This is a genomic window from Streptomyces sp. MGP-P1 (assembly GCF_057766565.1).
The window spans coordinates 799,349-816,664 of the sequence record NZ_JBYMEM010000006.1 but is presented as its reverse complement, the minus strand read 5'-3'; the positions used below and the strand labels follow the sequence as shown (position 1 = coordinate 816,664).

Here is a 17,316-nt window from a genome sequence, read left to right as displayed (position 1 = left end):
CACCCCACGCACCTCCCCTCCACCCCGCGCTCTCCCCTTCACCCTCCGAGGAGGCAGTCCCTGTGACCGCCCGCAAACCGTCCCGCAAGGCATCCCGCAAGACCGTCGAACCGCCCGCCGAACTGCCCGTCGAGATCCCTGCCGAAGCGCCGGTCGAGGCGCCCGTCGAAGCCGCCGTCGACGTGGCGGCGTCGTCGACGCCCGCGCCCGCGCCCGCCACGACCACCACGAAGACCGCGCCCGCCGGACGCCCCCGGCCCCGGCGCGCCGACGCGGGCCCGCCGCGGCCCCGGCAGGCCGGGGACGGCCAGGGCGCCCGCCCCGCACCGGCCCTGGACGGCGCGGACCGCGGCCGGCTGCTGGCCGGTGACCACCACGCGCCGCACGACGTGCTCGGCGCGCATCCGATCCCCGGTGGGGTGCTGGTACGGGCGCTGCGGCCGTTCGCCCGGTCGGTCACGGTGCTGGCGACCGGGCTGCGGGCCGAGCTGCACGACGACGGCGACGGCTTCTTCTCCGGTGTGCTGCCGGTGCCGGAGGCCCCCGCCTACCGGCTCGAAGTGGCCTACGACGACAACGTCATCGAGGTGGAGGACGCGTACCGCTTCTGGCCCGCGATCGGCGAGCTCGATCTGCATCTGATCGGCGAGGGCCGCCACGAGGAGCTGTGGCGGGCGCTCGGCGCGGAGCCGATGGAGCACCAGGGGGTGGCCGGCACCCGGTTCACCCTCTGGGCGCCGAACGCGCGCGGCGTGCGGATCACCGGTGACTTCAACTACTGGGACGGCACGGGTTTCCCGATGCGTTCGCTCGGCTCGACCGGGGTGTGGGAGCTGTTCCTGCCCGGGGTCGGCGAGGGCGCGCTGTACAAGTACGACATCTGCCGTCCGGACGGTTCGCACACGGTGCGGGCCGACCCGATGGCCCGGCGCACCGAGGTGCCGCCCGCGACCGCCTCGATCGTCACCGCGTCGCACCATCAGTGGCAGGACGCGGACTGGATGGCGCACCGGGGCGACCGGCCGGTCCACGAGGCCCCGTTCTCGGTGTACGAGGTGCATCTGGCCTCCTGGCGACCGGGATTGACGTACCGTCAGCTGTCCGAGCAGCTGCCGTCCTACGCGAAGGACCTGGGTTTCACGCACGTCGAGCTGATGCCGGTCTCCGAGCATCCCTTCGGCGGTTCCTGGGGCTATCAGGTCACCGGGTTCTACGCGCCGACCTCGCGGATGGGCACCCCGGACGACTTCCGCTTCCTGGTGGACGCCCTGCACCGGGCGGGCATCGGCGTGATCATGGACTGGGTTCCGGCGCACTTCCCGCGCGACGACTGGGCGCTGGCCGAGTTCGACGGGCGGCCGCTGTACGAGCACTCCGACCCGCAGCGCGCGGCGCACCCGGACTGGGGGACCCTGGAGTTCGACTACGGCCGCACGGAGGTCCGCAACTTCCTCGTCGCCAACGCCACGTACTGGTGCGAGGAGTTCCACATCGACGGTCTGCGGGTCGACGCGGTGGCCTCGATGCTCTACCTCGACTACTCCCGCGAGGACGGCCAGTGGTCGCCCAACGAGTTCGGCGGCCGGGAGAACCTGGACGCGGTCGCCTTCCTCCAGGAGATGAACGCGACGGTCTACCGCCGCAACCCCGGTGTCGTCACCATCGCCGAGGAGTCCACCGCCTGGGACGGCGTCACCCGGCCCACCGACGGCGGGGGCCTGGGCTTCGGGCTGAAGTGGAACATGGGCTGGATGCACGACTCGCTCCAGTACATCGCCAAGGAGCCGATCCACCGCAAGTACCACCACGACGAGATGACCTTCTCGATGGTGTACGCGTACAGCGAGAACTACGTACTGCCGATCTCGCACGACGAGGTGGTGCACGGCAAGCAGGCGCTGGTGGCGAAGATGCCCGGCGACTGGTGGCAGCAGCGCGCCAACCACCGCGCCTACCTGGGCTTCATGTGGGCCCATCCCGGCAAGCAACTCCTGTTCATGGGGCAGGAGTTCGCCCAGGGCGCGGAGTGGTCCGAGGGGCACGGGCCGGACTGGTGGCTGCTGGACCCCTCCTACGAGGCGTCCGGCGACCACCGCGGGGTGCGCGACCTGGTCGGCGACCTGAACGCGGTGTACGGGGCGGTGCCCGCGCTGTGGCAGCGGGACACGGCGCCGGAGGGGTTCAGCTGGGTGGACGGCGGGGCGGCCGAGGACAACGTGTTCGCGTTCCTGCGGTACGACGCGGACGGCTCCCCGCTGCTGGCGGTCTCCCACTTCTCCCCGGCGGTCCGGAGCGACTACCGCCTCGGGGTGCCGGAGACCGGTACGGAGGGCTGGGTGGAGGTGCTGAACACCGACGCCGCCCGGTACGGCGGTGGCGACGTGCGCAACGAGGAGCCGCTGAAGGCCGAGGCGGTGCCCGCGCACGGCCGCCCGTGCAGCATCTCGCTGACGCTGCCGCCGCTGGCGACGGTGTGGTTCCGCCCGGCGTAGCCCGGCCGGGGTGAACGGACCCGGGGCCCGTTCCGCGTCGATGACGACGTGGTGCGGGCCCCTCCCCGTAGCCGGCGGGTCAGTCCCGTAGCCGACGGGTCAGTGATCGGCGGCCATCACCTCGACGATGCTCGACCAGGAGTCGAGGCCGTGGCCCTCGGCGATCGCCCGGTCGGTGACGCCCTTGAGCGCGGCGAGCTGCGAGACGTCCAGGCCGCGGTCCTTCGCGGTGTGCAGGATGTGGTCGACGCCGGCCGCCATCATGGCGAGGTTCGCGCCCTCGCCCGTGTACGTACGCGTGTCGATGTCCTGCGCCGTGTACGCGGCGATCGGCGGCAGGATGCCCGCGATCGTGTTGAGGTACGGGGCGAGCGACGCGCCGTCGATGCCCTCCGCCCGGGCCAGCGCGAAGGCGTGGACGAGGCCGCCCATGGCTCCGTAGAAGAAGTCCAGCAGCGCCATGTCGTAGGCGGCGGCGAGCCCGTGGTCCTCGCCGAGGAAGGTGGCGGGCGCGCCGAGCGCCTTGAGGGTGGATTCGTGCGCCTCGAACGCGGCCCGGTCGCCGGAGTGGAACACCAGCGCGTCCGCCGAGCCGACCACGTCGACCGGCACCATGATCGCCCCGTCGAGGTACGCCAGGGAGTGTTTCTCGGCCCAGGCGGCGGCCCCCCGCGACCGGGCCGGGGTGTCCGAGGTGAGGTTGACCAGGACCCGCCCCTCCAGCGCCCCGGCCAGCGGCTCCAGGACCGCGTCGGAGGCGTCGTAGTCGACGAGGCAGACCACGACGAGCCCGCTCGCCCGCACGGCCTCCTCGGCGGACGCGGCCCGCACCGCGCCCAGGGAGACGACGTCCTCGCCCTTCTCGGGAGAACGGTTCCAGACGGTGGTGGGGTGGCCGGCGGCCACGAAGGCGCGGGCCAGGGAGCGGCCCATGTCACCGAGGCCGAGGACGGTGACGGGGGTGAGGTCGGAGGTGGGGGCGGTGATCGTGTTCGCTTGCGTCATGGGGATCATGCTGGGCGGACGAACCGCCCCTGACCAGAGCCCACTTGACTGTCAGATACACACTTCCGGGAAAGCGTCCAGGTCAGTGCGGTTCAGATCGGGGCCGGTTCGGCTCTGTGCGATCAGGGGCGGTTCGCGCCGGTGCGGTCAAGGGCGGTTCAGGTCGGTGCGGTCAGGGGCGGTTCAGGTCGGTGGGGGCGGCCGGGGCGAGGAAGTCCTCCAACTCCTGGAGGAGCCTGCGCTTCGGCCGGGCGCCGACGATCGACTTCACCGGCTCGCCCGCCCGGAAGACCATTAGGGTGGGTGTCGCCAGCACGCCGTACCGGACGGCGATCCCCGGTTCGCGGTCGACGTCGAGCTGGACGATCCTTATCCGGCCGGCCTCCTGGCGGGCGATCTCCCCCAGCACGGGAGCGAGTTGGCGGCAGGGGCCGCACCAGTCGGCGGTGAACTCGACCAGCACGGGCAGCGCCGATTCCAGCACCTCCGCCTCGAAGGTCTCCTCGGTGACGTCGGTGACGCCTTCGGTCCGGATCATGGGTGTCCTCCCAGTTCGCAACGGGGTTCCGGTCCACCGGGCAGGGTGGCCGACGCCTCCAGTTCGGCTCGGGCGAGCTGTATGCCGACCTCGGCGCGCACCGACGTGAGCCGGCCGATCAGGGCGTCCAGCTCGTCGAGTTTGCGCCGGTAGCCGGCGAGCGAGGCGGGACAGGAGTCCCCGGCCGGGTGACCGGCGCGCAGGCAGTCGACGAAGGGCCTCGTCTCCTCCAGGCCGAACCCGAAGTCCTGCAGGGTCCGGATCTGGAGGAGGAGGCGCAGGTCGCCCTCGTCGTAGCTGCGGAAGCCGTTCTCCGCGCGCCGCGCGGGCAGCAGTCCGCGCGACTCGTAGTAGCGGAGCGTCCGCGTCGTCGTCCCGGCTCGTCTCGCCAGCTCCCCTATTCGCATGGGACGAACGTATTCCTTGACGCCGACGTCAACGCAAGGGCGTGGGCGCTGGCGTCGGCGGCGGATCGGGTCGGCGGCGTCGAACCGGGGCGTCCGGAGCCGGCCGGGGCCATCCGGGAGGGGGGACCGCGCCGTCAGTTGGCGCGGGCCGCCGTCCGCCGGCGTACGGCCCAGATGATGCCGCCGCCCGCGGCGACCGCCGCGGCCGCCATGCCGACGAGCGGGGCGGTGGAGTCCGAGCCGGTCGCGGCGAGGTTGCCGCCGGTCGTCTGCGGGGTCGCGCCACCGGCCGTCGAGCCGCCGGTGTCGGCGGAGCCGCCGGTGGTGCCGGTCCCGCCGACGGTGCTCGTGGAGCCGGTGGAGCCGGAGCCTCCGGTGGACGAGGAGCCGCCCGTACCCCCCGTACCGCCGGTGGAACCGGTGGAGCCCGAGGTGTCCGCTTCCTTGCCGGTGTCGATCACGATCTGCGCGGTGTCGTTGGCCGCGTTCCGGTCGAAGGGGCGCTCCTGCCCGCTGAAGGAGACCTCGCCGGTGGTGCGGCCGACCGCCTTGTCGACGCGCAGGACGAAGGGGTAGCTCTCGCCGCCGTCCGCGTCCACCCAGGACTGCGAGGTCCCGCAGCTGTAGTGCGTCTTGGTGACCGCGTCGCAGTATCCGTGCGCCTTGACGACGGAGGTGCCCTTGGGGATACGGATGTCGACGGTGGTCACGCTCTGGTCGGTCTTCCCCTGCACCCGGGCGGGGCCCTTGTTGGCGAACTTCACCGTCGCTTCGACCTTGTCGCCGACCTTCCCCTTCAGCTCGGCGCCGGTCAGGCCGAAGTCGGCGGTGTTCGCCGCGGTGACGTCGGCCTCGGCGGTCGGTCCGGGGTGGTTCTTCCGGTCGGCGTCGGTGGCGGGGCCCTTCTCCACGAGGGTGAGCGGGTCAGCGGTGCCCTGGACCGGATCGGTGGAGCCGCTGTCGCCCTGGTCCGGGTCCGGCTCGGTGACGCCCAGCGTCACCCTCAGGTCGTCGTTGAGCGCGGAGTCGAGCGCCTTGAGGGAGAGCGGCTTCTCGATCCCGTAGACGACGCCCGGCTTCAGCGGCTGGTCGATCGTGCAGGCGGCGACGTGGGAGTCGGGCATCTCGTCGGAGGACGGGATCGTGTAGTAGCTGCAGTTCTTGTACATCTCGTCGGCCTGGAGGCCGGGTGACACGGCGTACGTCACGTAGGAGACGGGCACCTCCTCCGTCCCCTTGTTGAGGAAGGTCAGGGGTGTGGAGAACGCGCTGCCGGCCTGGACCCCCTTGATCGGCGCGATCGTTCCGACGCCCAGGTCCGGCTCCGGCTCGGCGGCGAGCGCCGGCACGGCGCCCAGCGCCGCCATCGCCGCGGCGGCTACGGCGGCGGTCCCGCCGCGCAGGGTACGGCTGCGGGAAGGGGGGATGCGCATGGAGGTCCTTCGGTCGTGGGGGTTCGTGGGCGGACTGCGGTCCTGCACCTCTCAAGACCGGTGCCGGACGGGCGGGGTTGCGCGGTCCGGAGCAGTCGTGACAGAACACGGACACAAGGCACCAGTACCGGACACGGAAACCGAGGACACCCGTACCGGGGGTACGGGTGTCCTCGGGTGGGGGGCGCCGCAGTGGCTGTGAGGGATGCGGGGGCGGGGCGTCGGGTCAGACCTTCGCGGGCTGCTCCGCGGTGTCCCGCTGCTCGGGGACCTCGCCCGAACCGCCTGCCGGGGCATGGTCGTCGACGAGGGTCTTCTCGTCGAACGGGACGCGGCCGGCCAGCACCTCGTTGACCCGGTCCTTGTCGATCTCCTTGGTCCAGTGGCCGACCAGCACCGTGGCGACGGCGTTGCCCGCGAAGTTGGTCAGGGCGCGGGCCTCGCTCATGAAGCGGTCGATGCCGACGATCAGGCCGACGCCGTCGACGAGTTCGGGGCGGTGCGACTGGAGTCCGCCGGCCAGGGTCGCCAGGCCGGCGCCGGTCACGCCCGCCGCGCCCTTCGAGGCGATGATCATGAAGATCAGGAGCGAGATCTGCTCGCTCGCGCTCAGCGGGTCGCCCATCGCGTTGGCGATGAACAGCGAGGACATCGTGAGGTAGATCGCGGTGCCGTCGAGGTTGAAGGAGTAGCCGGTCGGCACGGTGATGCCGACGACAGGCTTGCTGACGCCGAGGTGCTCCATCTTCGCGATCAGTCGCGGCAGGGCCGACTCGGAGGAGGAGGTGGACAGGATGAGCAGGAACTCACGGCCCAGGTACTTCAGGAGCGAGAACAGGTTCACCCCGGCGACCAGGCGCAGGATCGCGCCGAGCACCACGAAGACGAACAGCGCGCAGGTGACGTAGAACCCGATCATGATGATCGCCAGGGACTTCAGGGCGTCGAGGCCCGTCTCGCCGACCACCGCGGCGATCGCGCCGAACGCGCCGACCGGGGCGGCCCACATGATCATGGCGAGGATGCGGAAGACGAGGCGCTGGATGTGGGTGATGCCGCGGATGATCGGCTCGCCGGTCGAGCCCATCGCCTGGAGCGCGAAGCCCGCGAGCAGCGCGACGAGCAGGGTCTGGAGGACCTCGCCGGCGGTGAAGGCGGAGACGATCGTGGTCGGGATGATGCCGAGCAGGAAGTCCACGGTGGACTCGCTCGCACCCGACGCCTGCGCCTCGCCGGCGGCCCGCGCCTGCTCGGTGATGTGGAGGGTGGAGCCGGGCTCCAGGACGTTGCCGACGAGCAGGCCGATGGCGAGGGCCACGGTCGACATGACCAGGAAGTAGCCCAGCGCGAGACCGCCGACCGCGCCGACCTTGGCGGCCTTGCGCACCGAGCCGACGCCCAGGACGATCGTGCAGAAGATGATCGGCGAGATCATCATCTTGATCAGGTTCACGAAGCCGGCGCCGATGGGCTTCAGCTCGACGGCCACCCCGGGGGCCGCAAAGCCCACCAGGATGCCGAGCGCCACGGCGGCGATCACGGCAATGTACAGGTAGTGGGTGCGGTCCCGTTGTTTGGCTGCCACAGCCATGGTGGGGCTCCTCGGCTCGGTCATAGCTCGGTGCCCCCGTCCCTGGGGGCTTCGGCGACTATCCACTGAGCTGTGACCCCGGTCACCCTTGCGTTCATATCGTTCACAGTCACTTTCCGGCCACCCGGAGAAGGCCCGGCGGGGCGAGGCAGACTGTGGGGTATGCGCCTCCCCCGTACCCGCCCCCGATCCCTGGCGGGCCAGCTCTTCGCCATGCAGGTCGTACTGATCGCCGCGGTGGTGGCGGGATGCGCCGTCTTCGCGTACGTCTCGGGCAGCGCGCAGGCCGAGGAGACGGCCGCGCGGCAGGTGCGGGTGGCGGCGCTGGCGGTGGCCGATTCCCCTTCCGTACGGGAGGCCATCCGCACCCCGGACCCGTCCGCGGCGCTCCAGCCGTACGCGGAACGGGTCCGCGAGGACACCGGGATCGCCTTCATCACGATCATGGACACCGAGCGGGTCCGCTGGACGCATCCGGACACCGATCAGATCGGGGACACCTTCCTCGGGAACACCGCGAAGGCCCTGGACGGGCAGACGTTCACCGAGACGTACACCGGCACACTGGGCCCCTCGATACGGGTGGTGACCCCGATCCGCGACAGCGGGCGGATCGTCGGCCTGGTCAGCGCGGGCATCACCGTGGACCGGGTCTCCTCGCAGGTACGGGACCAGCTCGGCGCGCTCGCACTGGCGGCGGGCGGGGCGCTGGCGCTCGGCGGGATCGGCACGTACGTGGTCAACGCGCGGCTGCGGCGGCACACCCACGGGATGAACGCGGCCGAGCTGAGCCGGCTGCACGACTACCACCAGGCCACCCTGCACGCGGTGCGCGAGGGGCTGCTGATGCTCGACGGGCGGCGGCGGATCGCGCTGATCAACGACGCCGGGCGGGAGCTGCTGGGTCTGGAGCCGGACGCGGACGCGGTCGGCCGTACGGTCGACGAGCTGGCCCTGCCCGCGCCGCTGACCGGGGCGCTGCTGGCGTCCGAGGCCCGGGTGGACGAGCTGCATCTGACGGCGGAGCGGGTCGTCGTGGTCAACACCCGTCCGGTGGTGGGCGGTGAGCGTCGCGGCACGGTGGTGACCCTGCGGGACCACACCGAGCTCCAGGCGCTGACCGGGGAGCTGGACTCGGAGCGCGGTTTCACGCAGGCGCTGCGCTCCCAGGCCCACGAGGCGGCGAACCGGCTGCACACCGTGGTGTCGCTGATCGAGCTGGGCCGGGTGGAGGAGGCTGTGGACTTCGCGACGGCGGAGCTGGAGCTGGCGCAGGTGCTGACCGACCGGGTGGTGGGGGCGGTGGAGGAGCCGGTGCTGGCGGCTCTGCTGCTCGGCAAGGCGGCCCAGGCACACGAGCGGGGCGTGGAGCTGGTGCTCGCGGAGGACAGCCTGATCGACGACGGGGCGCTGCCGCCCTCGCTGGCCCAGCGCGATCTGGTGACGATCCTGGGCAACCTGATCGACAACGCGGTGGAAGCGGCTTCGGAGGGCGCCGACGACGGCTCGGACGACGGCGCCGCGGCGGTGCCCGCGCCCCGGACGCCCGGAAGCCCGGTGGGGCGGGCCCGGGTCACCGTGACGGCGCTCGCGGACGAGCGTGAGCTGCTGCTGCGGGTCGCGGACACCGGAGCGGGCATCCGCCCGGAGGCGGCGGACGAGGTGTTCCGGCGCGGCTGGTCGACGCACGGGGCGGGGCGCGGGCTCGGTCTGGCGCTGGTGCGGCAGGCGGCGTACCGCAACGGGGGCACGGTGGAGCTGGACGCGGGTCCGGACGGCGGCGCGCGGTTCACCGTACGGCTGCCGCTCCCGGCCCGGGCGCCGACGGGTTCGCGGCCCACGCCCGGGTCCGGGTCGGCGGCCGGGTCCGCGCACGAGGAGGTCACGGCATGATCCGGGTCCTGGTGGTGGAGGACGATCCGGTGGCCGCCGACGCCCACCAGATGTACGTCGAGCGGGTGGAGGGCTTCACGGTCACGGCGGTGGCGCACACCCGGGCGGCGGCGGTGCGGGCGCTGGAGCGGACGCCGGTGGATCTGCTGCTGCTCGACCTCTTCCTGCCCGACGGGCACGGGCTCGGGCTGCTGCGCTCGCTGCGCGCCTCCGGCCACGGGGCGGACGTGATCGCGGTGACCTCGGCGCGGGATCTCGCGGTCGTGCGGGAGGGGGTGTCGCTCGGCGTCGTGCAGTACGTGCTGAAGCCGTTCACGTACCCCACGCTGCGGGACCGGCTCGTGCGGTACGCGGAGTTCCGGGGCGCCGCCGGGGAGGCGAGCGGACAGGAGGAGGTGGACCGGGCGCTGGGCGCGCTGCGGGTCGCGCATCCGGCCGCGCTGCCCAAGGGGCTCAGCGGCCCGACGCTGGAGTCCGTGACCCGGGTGCTGAAGGAGTCGCCGGAAGGGGTGACGGCGGCCGCCGCCGGGGAGCGTCTGGGCATGTCGCGGATCACCGCCCGGCGGTATCTGGAGCACCTCGTGACCGTCGGCAGCGCCGCGAGGCGTCCGCATTATGGGCAGGTCGGCCGACCGGAACTGCACTACCGCTGGCTGGCCTCGGGGCGCTGACCGTTCGCCGCGAGAAAGGCCGACAAGCGCTTGCCGGTCGGTTTCACCGCCGAGGCGCGTCCCTCCCGAGGAACAAAAGAAAGCGCTGGTGGGACGGTATTCGCGTACCGCCCGCCCGGTTCGTGGCTGGAGGTTCCTACGAAGCGTGATCTGTGGGGAACGTACCGTAGCCAGGGCGGAAATGGACTTCTACGGTGGGCCCGTGCACCCCACCCCGCCATTCAACGCCCCCGCCGCGCGCCGTCTCCGCGAGGCTCTGGGGATGGCTCCCGGCCATGTCGCCTACGGGCTCGCCGCCCAGTACGGACTCCGGATCAGCGCAGAGACCGTCATCGCCTGGGAGCGCGGCCTCGCGACACCCGGGGAGCGCGAGCTGACCGCCCTCGCCGGCGTCCTCTGGTGCGCCCCCGGGGAGCTGCTGGCTGCCGCCGCCACCCTGCGCGAACACCGGATGACCCGGGACCTGGGCGTGGACGACCTGGCCCGTCAGTTGGGGATGACCGGCGCCTCGTACCTGCGGATGGAGGAGTCGGGACGCTGGCGGGGCAACGAGAAGCAGTCGGCGGCCCTGTGCCGGGCGCTGGAGCTGACGGCCGCGCAGTTCCTGACGGCGACGGGCCGTGACGCGGAGCTGGCGGAGCTGCTGAGCAGCGCGGTCACCACGCGCTGGCAGGCGTACGTCCGCCCGGTCTCCAAGATCGTCCCGCTGGACCGGGCGCTGATCCAGGACGTGCTGGAACAGCTGCACGCCGACTACCAGGCCCTGATGGTCTCCACGCTGAGCTGGAGCAGCACCGGCCAGGAACGCGCCGGGTCGACGGGCGACGCGGGCCGGGCGTTCCTGGCCCGGGTGGTGGACCAGTTCTGGCGGACCGCCGGGGTGTGACCCCGCACGGGCCGCCCGTGCGGCCCGTGCGGTTCCTCAAGGGCCTGCGCCCCGGCCGAAAAGGGCCTGCGCCCCGGCCGGAAACACGCCCTAGAAGACGGACTCGGCCTCGAACATCCGCTCGGCGGGCACCCTCTTCAGCTGGGTGACGGCCTCGGCGAGCGGGACCATGGCGATGTCGTTGCCGCGCAGGGCGGTCATCCGGCCGAAGTCGCCGCGGTGCACGGCCTCCACGGCGTTCCAGCCGAAACGGGTGGCGAGCACCCGGTCGTACGCGGTCGGCGTGCCGCCGCGCTGGACATGGCCGAGAATGACCGGCCGGGCCTCCTTGCCGAGCCGGGTCTCCAGCTCGATGGCCAGACGGTTGCCGATGCCCTGGAAGCGCTCGTGGCCGTACTGGTCGATCTCGCCCTTGGCGTACGGCATGGAGCCCTCCGCCGGGTGCGCGCCCTCGGCGACGCAGATGACGGCGAACTTCTTGCCGCGCGCGAACCGCTCCTCGACCATCTTGACCAGGTCGTCGACCTGGAAGGGACGCTCGGGCAGGCAGATGCCGTGGGCGCCGCCGGCCATGCCGGACTCCAGGGCGATCCAGCCCGCGTGCCGGCCCATGACCTCGACGACCATCACGCGCTGGTGGGACTCGGCGGTGGTCTTGAGACGGTCTATGGCCTCGGTGGCGACGCCCACCGCCGTGTCGAACCCGAAGGTCCGGTCGGTGGAGGAGATGTCGTTGTCGATGGTCTTCGGGACGCCGACGACCGGCATGCCCGCGTCGGAGAGCATGCGGGCCGCGGTGAGCGTGCCCTCGCCGCCGATCGGGATGAGCGCGTCGATGCCGTAACGGCGGGACAGCTCCTCGCAGTTCTCGGCGGCCTCGCGCAGCCGGTCGCGCTCCAGGCGGGCCGAGCCGAGGATGGTGCCGCCGCGGGCGAGGATGCCGCTGACCGCGTTGAGGTCGAGGGGGCGGAAGTGGCCGTCGAGCAGCCCCTTGAAGCCGTCCTCGAAGCCGATGACCTCGTCGCCGTGGCCGACCACGGCCCGGTGGACGACCGACCGGATCACTGCGTTCAGGCCGGGGCAGTCGCCGCCCGCGGTGAGAATTCCGATGCGCATCGAGGTGTGTCTCCTGCTCGCTAGTCGCGCTTTTCCGGGAGGCCGACCGTGGCGCCCTCCCTGCCCTGAACCAGAACGATTGTCCCACGCCCGGCGCGGGCCCCGCGCTTTCGGCCGGGCACAGGGGGTAGGAAGGCCCCTCGGGCGGGGGCCACTGTGCCGCCCGACAAGGCGAGGCCTCCGGCGGGCGGCATAGCGGCCCCCGCAGGTATCGTCAAGAGGCAATGCAGGCCAATGCCGCACCCGGCGGATCACTGGACGGGCACGGGGGGCGTCACCGCACGTCCGGACGCCCCACGGGTCGCGGCATCGAACACGAGGACGGGAGAGCACGCGTGGCGCGCAGCGTGTACGTGACCGGGATCGACCGGGGGGACGGCCGGCAGGTCGTCGAGCTGGGAGTCATGGAGCTTCTGACGCGTCAGGTGGACCGGGTCGGCGTCTTCCGTCCGCTGGTCCACGACGGGCCCGACCGGCTCTACGAGCTGCTGCGGGCCCGCTACCGGCTCTCCCAGAGCCCGGCCTCCGTCTACGGCCTGGACTACCACGAGGCATCCGCCGTGCAGGCGGAGAAGGGCACGGACGAGCTGGTCTCCCGCCTCGTCGAGCGCTTCCACCAGGTGGCCCGCGACTACGAGGTGGTCCTGGTCCTGGGCAGCGACTTCGCCGCCACCCAGCTCCCCGACGAGCTGGCGCTGAACGCCCGGCTGGCCAACGAGTTCGGGGCCTCGGTCATCGCGGTGGTCGGCGGCAAGGGGCAGAACGCGGAGTCCGTCCGCGCCGAGACCCGTAACGCGTACCGCGCCTACGCGGGCCTCGGCTGCGACGTGCTGGCCATGGTGGTGAACCGGGTCGCCGCCGAGGACCGCGCGACGATCGCGGAGCGGCTCGCGGCCCGGCTGCCGGTGCCCGTCTCCGTCCTGCCGGACGACCCGGCGCTCTCGGCGCCCACCGTCGCGCAGATCACCGCGGCGCTGGACGGCACGGTGCTGCTCGGCGACGACTCGGGGCTCGCGCGCGACGCGCTGGACTTCGTGTTCGGCGGGGCGATGCTGCCGAACCTGCTGAACGCGCTGACGCCCGGCTGCCTGGTGGTCACCCCCGGGGACCGGGCGGACCTGGTGGTGGGGTCGCTGGCCGCGCACAGCGCTGGCACCCCGCCCATCGCGGGCGTCCTGCTGACCCTGAACGAGCGCCCCGGCGAGGAGATACTCACACTGGCCGCCCGGCTCGCACCGGGGACCCCGGTCGTGTCGGTGGCCGGTGGATCCTTCCCCACCGCCGGGGAACTCTTCGCTCTCGAAGGGAAGTTGAACGCGGCGACCCCCCGCAAGGCGGAGACCGCCCTCGGCCTGTTCGAGCGACATGTCGACACCGCCGCCCTCCTCGACCGGATCTCCGTGGCCCGCAGCGGACGCGTCACGCCGATGATGTTCGAGCACGAGCTGCTGGAGCAGGCCCGCTCCGACCGCAAGCGCGTGGTGCTGCCGGAGGGCACCGAGGAGCGCGTGCTGCGCGCTGCCGACGTACTGCTGCGCCGGGACGTCTGCGACCTCACGCTGCTCGGCGACGTGGACGTGATCCGCAAGAAGGCCGCCGACCTCGGCATCGATCTCGCGGACACCCAGCTGATCGACCCGCACACCTCGGAGCTGCGGGGCGTCTTCGCCGAGCGGTACGCCGAGCTGCGCGCGCACCGCGGGGTGACGGTGGAGCTGGCCGTCGACGTGGTGGCGGACGTGAACTACTTCGGCACGCTGATGGTGCAGGAGGGCCTCGCCGACGGGATGGTGTCCGGGTCGGTGCACTCCACGGCGGCCACCATCCGCCCGGCGTTCGAGATCATCAAGACGAAGCCCGACGCCAGGATCGTGTCGTCCGTCTTCTTCATGTGCCTGGCCGACAAGGTCCTGGTGTACGGCGACTGCGCCGTCAACCCGGACCCGAACGCGGAGCAGCTCGCGGACATCGCGGTGCAGTCGGCGGTGACGGCGGCCCGGTTCGGCGTGGAGCCCCGGATCGCGATGCTGTCGTACTCCACCGGGACCTCCGGCTCCGGCGCGGACGTCGACAAGGTGCGCGAGGCCACCGAGCGGGTGCGGGCGGAGCGGCCCGAGCTGCGGGTGGAGGGGCCGATCCAGTACGACGCGGCGGTCGAGCCGTCCGTCGCGGCGACGAAGCTGCCCGGCTCCGAGGTGGCGGGCCAGGCGACCGTGCTGATCTTCCCCGACCTGAACACCGGCAACAACACCTACAAGGCCGTGCAGCGCTCGGCGGGCGCGGTGGCGGTCGGACCGGTGCTCCAAGGCCTGCGCAAGCCGGTCAACGACCTGTCGCGCGGCGCGCTCGTCCAGGACATCGTCAACACCGTGGCCATCACGGCGATCCAGGCACAGGGCGAGGAGCGCCCCGCATGACGACCCCCACTCCCCCGGCCACTCCCCCGACCACTTCCTCCGGAAACGAAAGCACGGCAGCCCCTGTGGAACCGCACCGCGTCCTCGTCCTCAACTCCGGCTCCTCGTCGGTGAAGTACCAGCTCCTCGACATGCGCGACCGCTCCCGGCTCGCCTCGGGGCTGGTCGAGCGGATCGGCGAGGAGACCTCACGCCTGGTGCACACGCCACTGGCCGGCGGCGACGCCGAGCCCCGTGAGCGTACGGGCCGGATCGCGGACCACGACGCGGCGCTCAAGGCGGCGGCCGAGGAGCTGGCGGCGGACGGGCTGGGCCTCGACTCGCCCGAACTCGCCGCGATCGGGCACCGGGTGGTGCACGGCGGGCTGAGGTTCAGCGCGCCGACCGTGGTCACCGACGAGGTGCTGGAGGAGATCGAGCGCCTCGTCCCGGTCGCGCCGCTGCACAACCCGGCGAACATCACGGGCATCGTCACGGCGCGGGCGCTGCGCCCGGACCTGCCGCAGGTCGCGGTCTTCGACACGGCGTTCCACACGACGATGCCGGAGGCGGCCGCGCGGTACGCGATCGACGTGGAGACCGCCGACGCGCACCGCATCCGCCGCTACGGCTTCCACGGCACCTCGCACGCGTACGTCTCCCGGAAGACGGCCGAGCTGCTGGGCCGGGCGCCCGAGGACGTGAACGTCATCGTGCTGCACCTGGGCAACGGGGCGTCCGCGTCGGCGGTCGCGGGCGGGCGGTGCGTGGACACCTCCATGGGGCTGACGCCCTTGGAAGGGCTCGTGATGGGTACGCGCTCCGGGGACATCGATCCGGCGGTCACCTTCCACCTGAAGCGGGTGGCGGGCATGTCGGCCGACGACATCGACGTCCTGCTGAACAAGAAGAGCGGGCTGGTCGGCCTCTGCGGCGACAACGACATGCGGGTGATCCGCCGAAGGATCGACGAGGGCGACGAGCGGGCCGCGCTGGCCTTCGACATCTACATCCACCGGCTGAAGAAGTACATCGGCGCCTATACGGCGGTGCTCGGCCGGGTGGACGCGGTGGCATTCACGGCGGGGGTCGGGGAGAACGCGGCCCCGGTGCGGGAAGCTGCCATCGCGGGCCTGGAGGGGCTGGGCATGGCGGTGGACGCCTCGCTCAACGCCGTACGGTCCTCAGAGCCGCGGCTGATCTCGCCGGAGCACGCGCGGGTGGCGGTCGCCGTGGTGCCGACGGACGAGGAGCTGGAGATCGCCGACCAGACGTTCGCGCTCGTCGGCCGGCCGTAGCCCGCGGGGATCGGAGGGGTCGACAACTGAGCACCCCCGCGCCCCTTTGTACCTTCCACCAGACGGAATATTCCGCAGCGAAACAAACCGATAGGATCCGCCTCATGCGCCGTTCCAAAATCGTCTGCACCCTCGGTCCCGCCGTCGACTCCCATGAGCAGCTCGTCGCTCTGATCGAGGCCGGCATGAGCGTGGCCCGTTTCAACTTCAGTCACGGTTCCCACGAGGAACACCAGGGCCGTTACGACCGTGTCCGCAAGGCGGCCGCCGAGACCGGCCGCGCGGTGGGCGTGCTCGCCGACCTCCAAGGCCCGAAGATCCGGCTGGCGAAGTTCGCCGAGGGCCCGGTCGAGCTGGTCCGCGGGGACGAGTTCACCATCACCTCCGAGGACGTCCCCGGCGACAAGTCGATCTGCGGCACGACCTACAAGGGGCTGCCCGGCGACGTCGTCAAGGGCGACCCGATCCTGATCAACGACGGCAACGTCGAGTTGAAGGTCGTCGCGGTCGAGGGCCCCCGGGTGAGGACCATCGTCATCGAGGGCGGTGTCATCTCCGACCACAAGGGCATCAACCTGCCCGGCGCGGCGGTCAACGTCCCCGCCCTGTCCGGGAAGGACGTCGAGGACCTGCGCTTCGCGCTGCGGATGGGCTGCGACCTCGTCGCCCTCTCCTTCGTCCGGGACGCCGAGGACGTCAAGGACGTCCACAAGGTGATGGACGAGGAGGGCCGCCGCGTACCCGTCATCGCCAAGGTGGAGAAGCCGCAGGCCGTCGAGCACATGGAGGGCGTCGTCGCGGCGTTCGACGGTGTGATGGTGGCCCGCGGCGACCTGGCCGTCGAGTATCCGCTGGAGAAGGTCCCGATGGTGCAGAAGCGCCTGGTGGAGCTGTGCCGGCGCAACGCCAAGCCGGTGATCGTGGCGACCCAGATGATGGAGTCGATGATCACCAACTCGCGGCCGACCCGCGCCGAGGCGTCCGACGTCGCCAACGCGATCCTGGACGGCGCGGACGCGGTCATGCTCTCCGCCGAGTCCTCGGTGGGCGCGTACCCGATCGAGACGGTCAAGACGATGGCGAAGATCGTCGTCGCGGCGGAGGAGGAGCTGCTCTCCAAGGGCCTCCAGCCGCTGGTCCCCGGCAAGAAGCCCCGTACGCAGGGCGGTTCGGTGGCCCGCGCCGCCTGTGAGATCGCGGACTTCCTGGACGGCAAGGCCCTGGTCGCCTTCACCCAGTCCGGCGACACCGCCCGGCGCCTCTCCCGCTACCGCACGGCCCAGCCGATCCTGGCCTTCACCACGGACGAGGCCACCCGCAACCAGCTCGCCCTGAGCTGGGGCGTCGAGTCGCACGTCGTCCCGCACGCGGACACCACCGACGCGATGGTCGACCTGGTCGACGCGGAGCTGCTGAAGCTGAACCGCTACAACGACGGCGACACGATGATCATCACCGCCGGCTCGCCCCCCGGCGTCCCCGGCACCACCAACATGGTCCGGGTGCACCACCTGGGCGGCGGCGAGCGGGTCTGACCCGCACCCCGCACCGAAGCGCCGTGGGCCGTACTCCTGGTGAGGAGTACGGCCC

13 protein-coding genes are annotated in these 17,316 nt (G+C 72.1%); 7 read left to right on the top strand and 6 right to left on the bottom strand.

Translation table 11 applies throughout. The features are described from left to right. The first annotated feature begins 62 nt into the window (after window positions 1-62). Window positions 63-2,492 carry a 1,4-alpha-glucan branching enzyme gene (gene glgB / locus AC3CH1_RS19400; protein WP_488464079.1) on the top strand — a complete coding sequence of 810 codons (2,430 nt, stop codon included), beginning with the start codon at window positions 63-65 and terminating at the stop codon, window positions 2,490-2,492. 99 nt (window positions 2,493-2,591) lie between these two features. On the opposite strand, the gene AC3CH1_RS19395 is transcribed toward glgB, so the two are convergent. The 5 genes from AC3CH1_RS19395 to AC3CH1_RS19375 form a co-directional block, all read right to left on the bottom strand. Continuing rightward, window positions 2,592-3,497 carry an NAD(P)-dependent oxidoreductase gene (locus AC3CH1_RS19395; protein ID WP_488464078.1) on the bottom strand — a complete coding sequence of 302 codons (906 nt, stop codon included), beginning with the start codon at window positions 3,495-3,497 and terminating at the stop codon, window positions 2,592-2,594. Window positions 3,498-3,669: 172 nt separating this feature from the next. After that, on the bottom strand, window positions 3,670-4,035 hold the full coding sequence (gene trxA, locus AC3CH1_RS19390) for a thioredoxin (RefSeq protein WP_488464077.1): 366 nt from the start codon (window positions 4,033-4,035) through the stop codon (window positions 3,670-3,672). Beyond that, window positions 4,032-4,442, bottom strand: coding sequence for a MerR family transcriptional regulator (locus AC3CH1_RS19385; RefSeq protein WP_488464076.1), 411 nt, complete (start codon window positions 4,440-4,442; stop codon window positions 4,032-4,034). Before AC3CH1_RS19385 ends, trxA begins: the two co-directional genes overlap by 4 nt. Window positions 4,443-4,576: 134 nt before the next feature. Beyond that, window positions 4,577-5,875 (bottom strand): LAETG motif-containing sortase-dependent surface protein, encoded by a 1,299-nt coding sequence (locus AC3CH1_RS19380; RefSeq protein WP_488464075.1) that lies wholly within the window; start codon window positions 5,873-5,875, stop codon window positions 4,577-4,579. A 226-nt stretch (window positions 5,876-6,101) separates the two neighbouring features. After that, window positions 6,102-7,466 (bottom strand): cation:dicarboxylate symporter family transporter, encoded by a 1,365-nt coding sequence (locus tag AC3CH1_RS19375; RefSeq protein ID WP_488464074.1) that lies wholly within the window; start codon window positions 7,464-7,466, stop codon window positions 6,102-6,104. A gap of 162 nt (window positions 7,467-7,628) precedes the next feature. Here AC3CH1_RS19375 and AC3CH1_RS19370 point away from each other — a divergent pair, with 162 nt between their 5' ends. The 3 genes from AC3CH1_RS19370 (at window position 7,629) to AC3CH1_RS19360 (ending at window position 10,916) form a co-directional block, all read left to right on the top strand. Continuing rightward, window positions 7,629-9,359, top strand: a complete 1,731-nt coding sequence (locus tag AC3CH1_RS19370; protein ID WP_488464073.1) for a sensor histidine kinase — start codon at window positions 7,629-7,631, stop codon at window positions 9,357-9,359. Next, complete coding sequence (locus tag AC3CH1_RS19365) at window positions 9,356-10,030, top strand: response regulator (protein WP_488464072.1); 675 nt, start codon at window positions 9,356-9,358, stop codon at window positions 10,028-10,030. Before AC3CH1_RS19370 ends, AC3CH1_RS19365 begins: the two co-directional genes overlap by 4 nt. A gap of 181 nt (window positions 10,031-10,211) precedes the next feature. Next, a complete protein-coding gene (locus AC3CH1_RS19360; RefSeq protein WP_488464071.1) occupies window positions 10,212-10,916 on the top strand; it encodes a helix-turn-helix domain-containing protein in 705 nt (234 codons plus the stop codon). A 90-nt stretch (window positions 10,917-11,006) separates the two neighbouring features. Here AC3CH1_RS19360 and AC3CH1_RS19355 read toward each other — a convergent pair whose 3' ends face one another. Continuing rightward, window positions 11,007-12,032 (bottom strand): ATP-dependent 6-phosphofructokinase, encoded by a 1,026-nt coding sequence (locus tag AC3CH1_RS19355; protein WP_329159706.1) that lies wholly within the window; start codon window positions 12,030-12,032, stop codon window positions 11,007-11,009. A 335-nt stretch (window positions 12,033-12,367) separates the two neighbouring features. Between AC3CH1_RS19355 and pta the strand changes: the two genes are divergently transcribed. The 3 genes from pta to pyk all read left to right on the top strand — a co-directional run bounded on the left by pta (window position 12,368) and on the right by pyk (window position 17,261). Continuing rightward, complete coding sequence (gene pta, locus AC3CH1_RS19350; protein WP_488464070.1) at window positions 12,368-14,449, top strand: phosphate acetyltransferase; 2,082 nt, start codon at window positions 12,368-12,370, stop codon at window positions 14,447-14,449. Between the two features lie 65 nt (window positions 14,450-14,514). Next, window positions 14,515-15,726: an acetate kinase gene (locus tag AC3CH1_RS19345; protein ID WP_488464069.1), complete on the top strand. Its 1,212-nt coding sequence runs from the start codon at window positions 14,515-14,517 to the stop codon at window positions 15,724-15,726. 104 nt (window positions 15,727-15,830) lie between these two features. After that, complete coding sequence (pyk, locus tag AC3CH1_RS19340; RefSeq protein WP_488464068.1) at window positions 15,831-17,261, top strand: pyruvate kinase; 1,431 nt, start codon at window positions 15,831-15,833, stop codon at window positions 17,259-17,261. Window positions 17,262-17,316: the final 55 nt, after the last annotated feature.

Coding starts and splice junctions, on each gene's coding strand:
- AC3CH1_RS19365 (WP_488464072.1), top strand. CDS start 9,356: ATGATCCGGGTCCTGGTGGTGGAGGACGATCCGGTGGCCGCCGACGCC.
- AC3CH1_RS19380 (WP_488464075.1), bottom strand. CDS start 5,875: ATGCGCATCCCCCCTTCCCGCAGCCGTACCCTGCGCGGCGGGACCGCC.
- AC3CH1_RS19360 (WP_488464071.1), top strand. CDS start 10,212: ATGGACTTCTACGGTGGGCCCGTGCACCCCACCCCGCCATTCAACGCC.
- AC3CH1_RS19385 (WP_488464076.1), bottom strand. CDS start 4,442: ATGCGAATAGGGGAGCTGGCGAGACGAGCCGGGACGACGACGCGGACG.
- AC3CH1_RS19355 (WP_329159706.1), bottom strand. CDS start 12,032: ATGCGCATCGGAATTCTCACCGCGGGCGGCGACTGCCCCGGCCTGAAC.
- AC3CH1_RS19370 (WP_488464073.1), top strand. CDS start 7,629: ATGCGCCTCCCCCGTACCCGCCCCCGATCCCTGGCGGGCCAGCTCTTC.
- AC3CH1_RS19395 (WP_488464078.1), bottom strand. CDS start 3,497: ATGACGCAAGCGAACACGATCACCGCCCCCACCTCCGACCTCACCCCC.
- AC3CH1_RS19375 (WP_488464074.1), bottom strand. CDS start 7,466: ATGGCTGTGGCAGCCAAACAACGGGACCGCACCCACTACCTGTACATT.
- trxA (WP_488464077.1), bottom strand. CDS start 4,035: ATGATCCGGACCGAAGGCGTCACCGACGTCACCGAGGAGACCTTCGAG.
- pyk (WP_488464068.1), top strand. CDS start 15,831: ATGCGCCGTTCCAAAATCGTCTGCACCCTCGGTCCCGCCGTCGACTCC.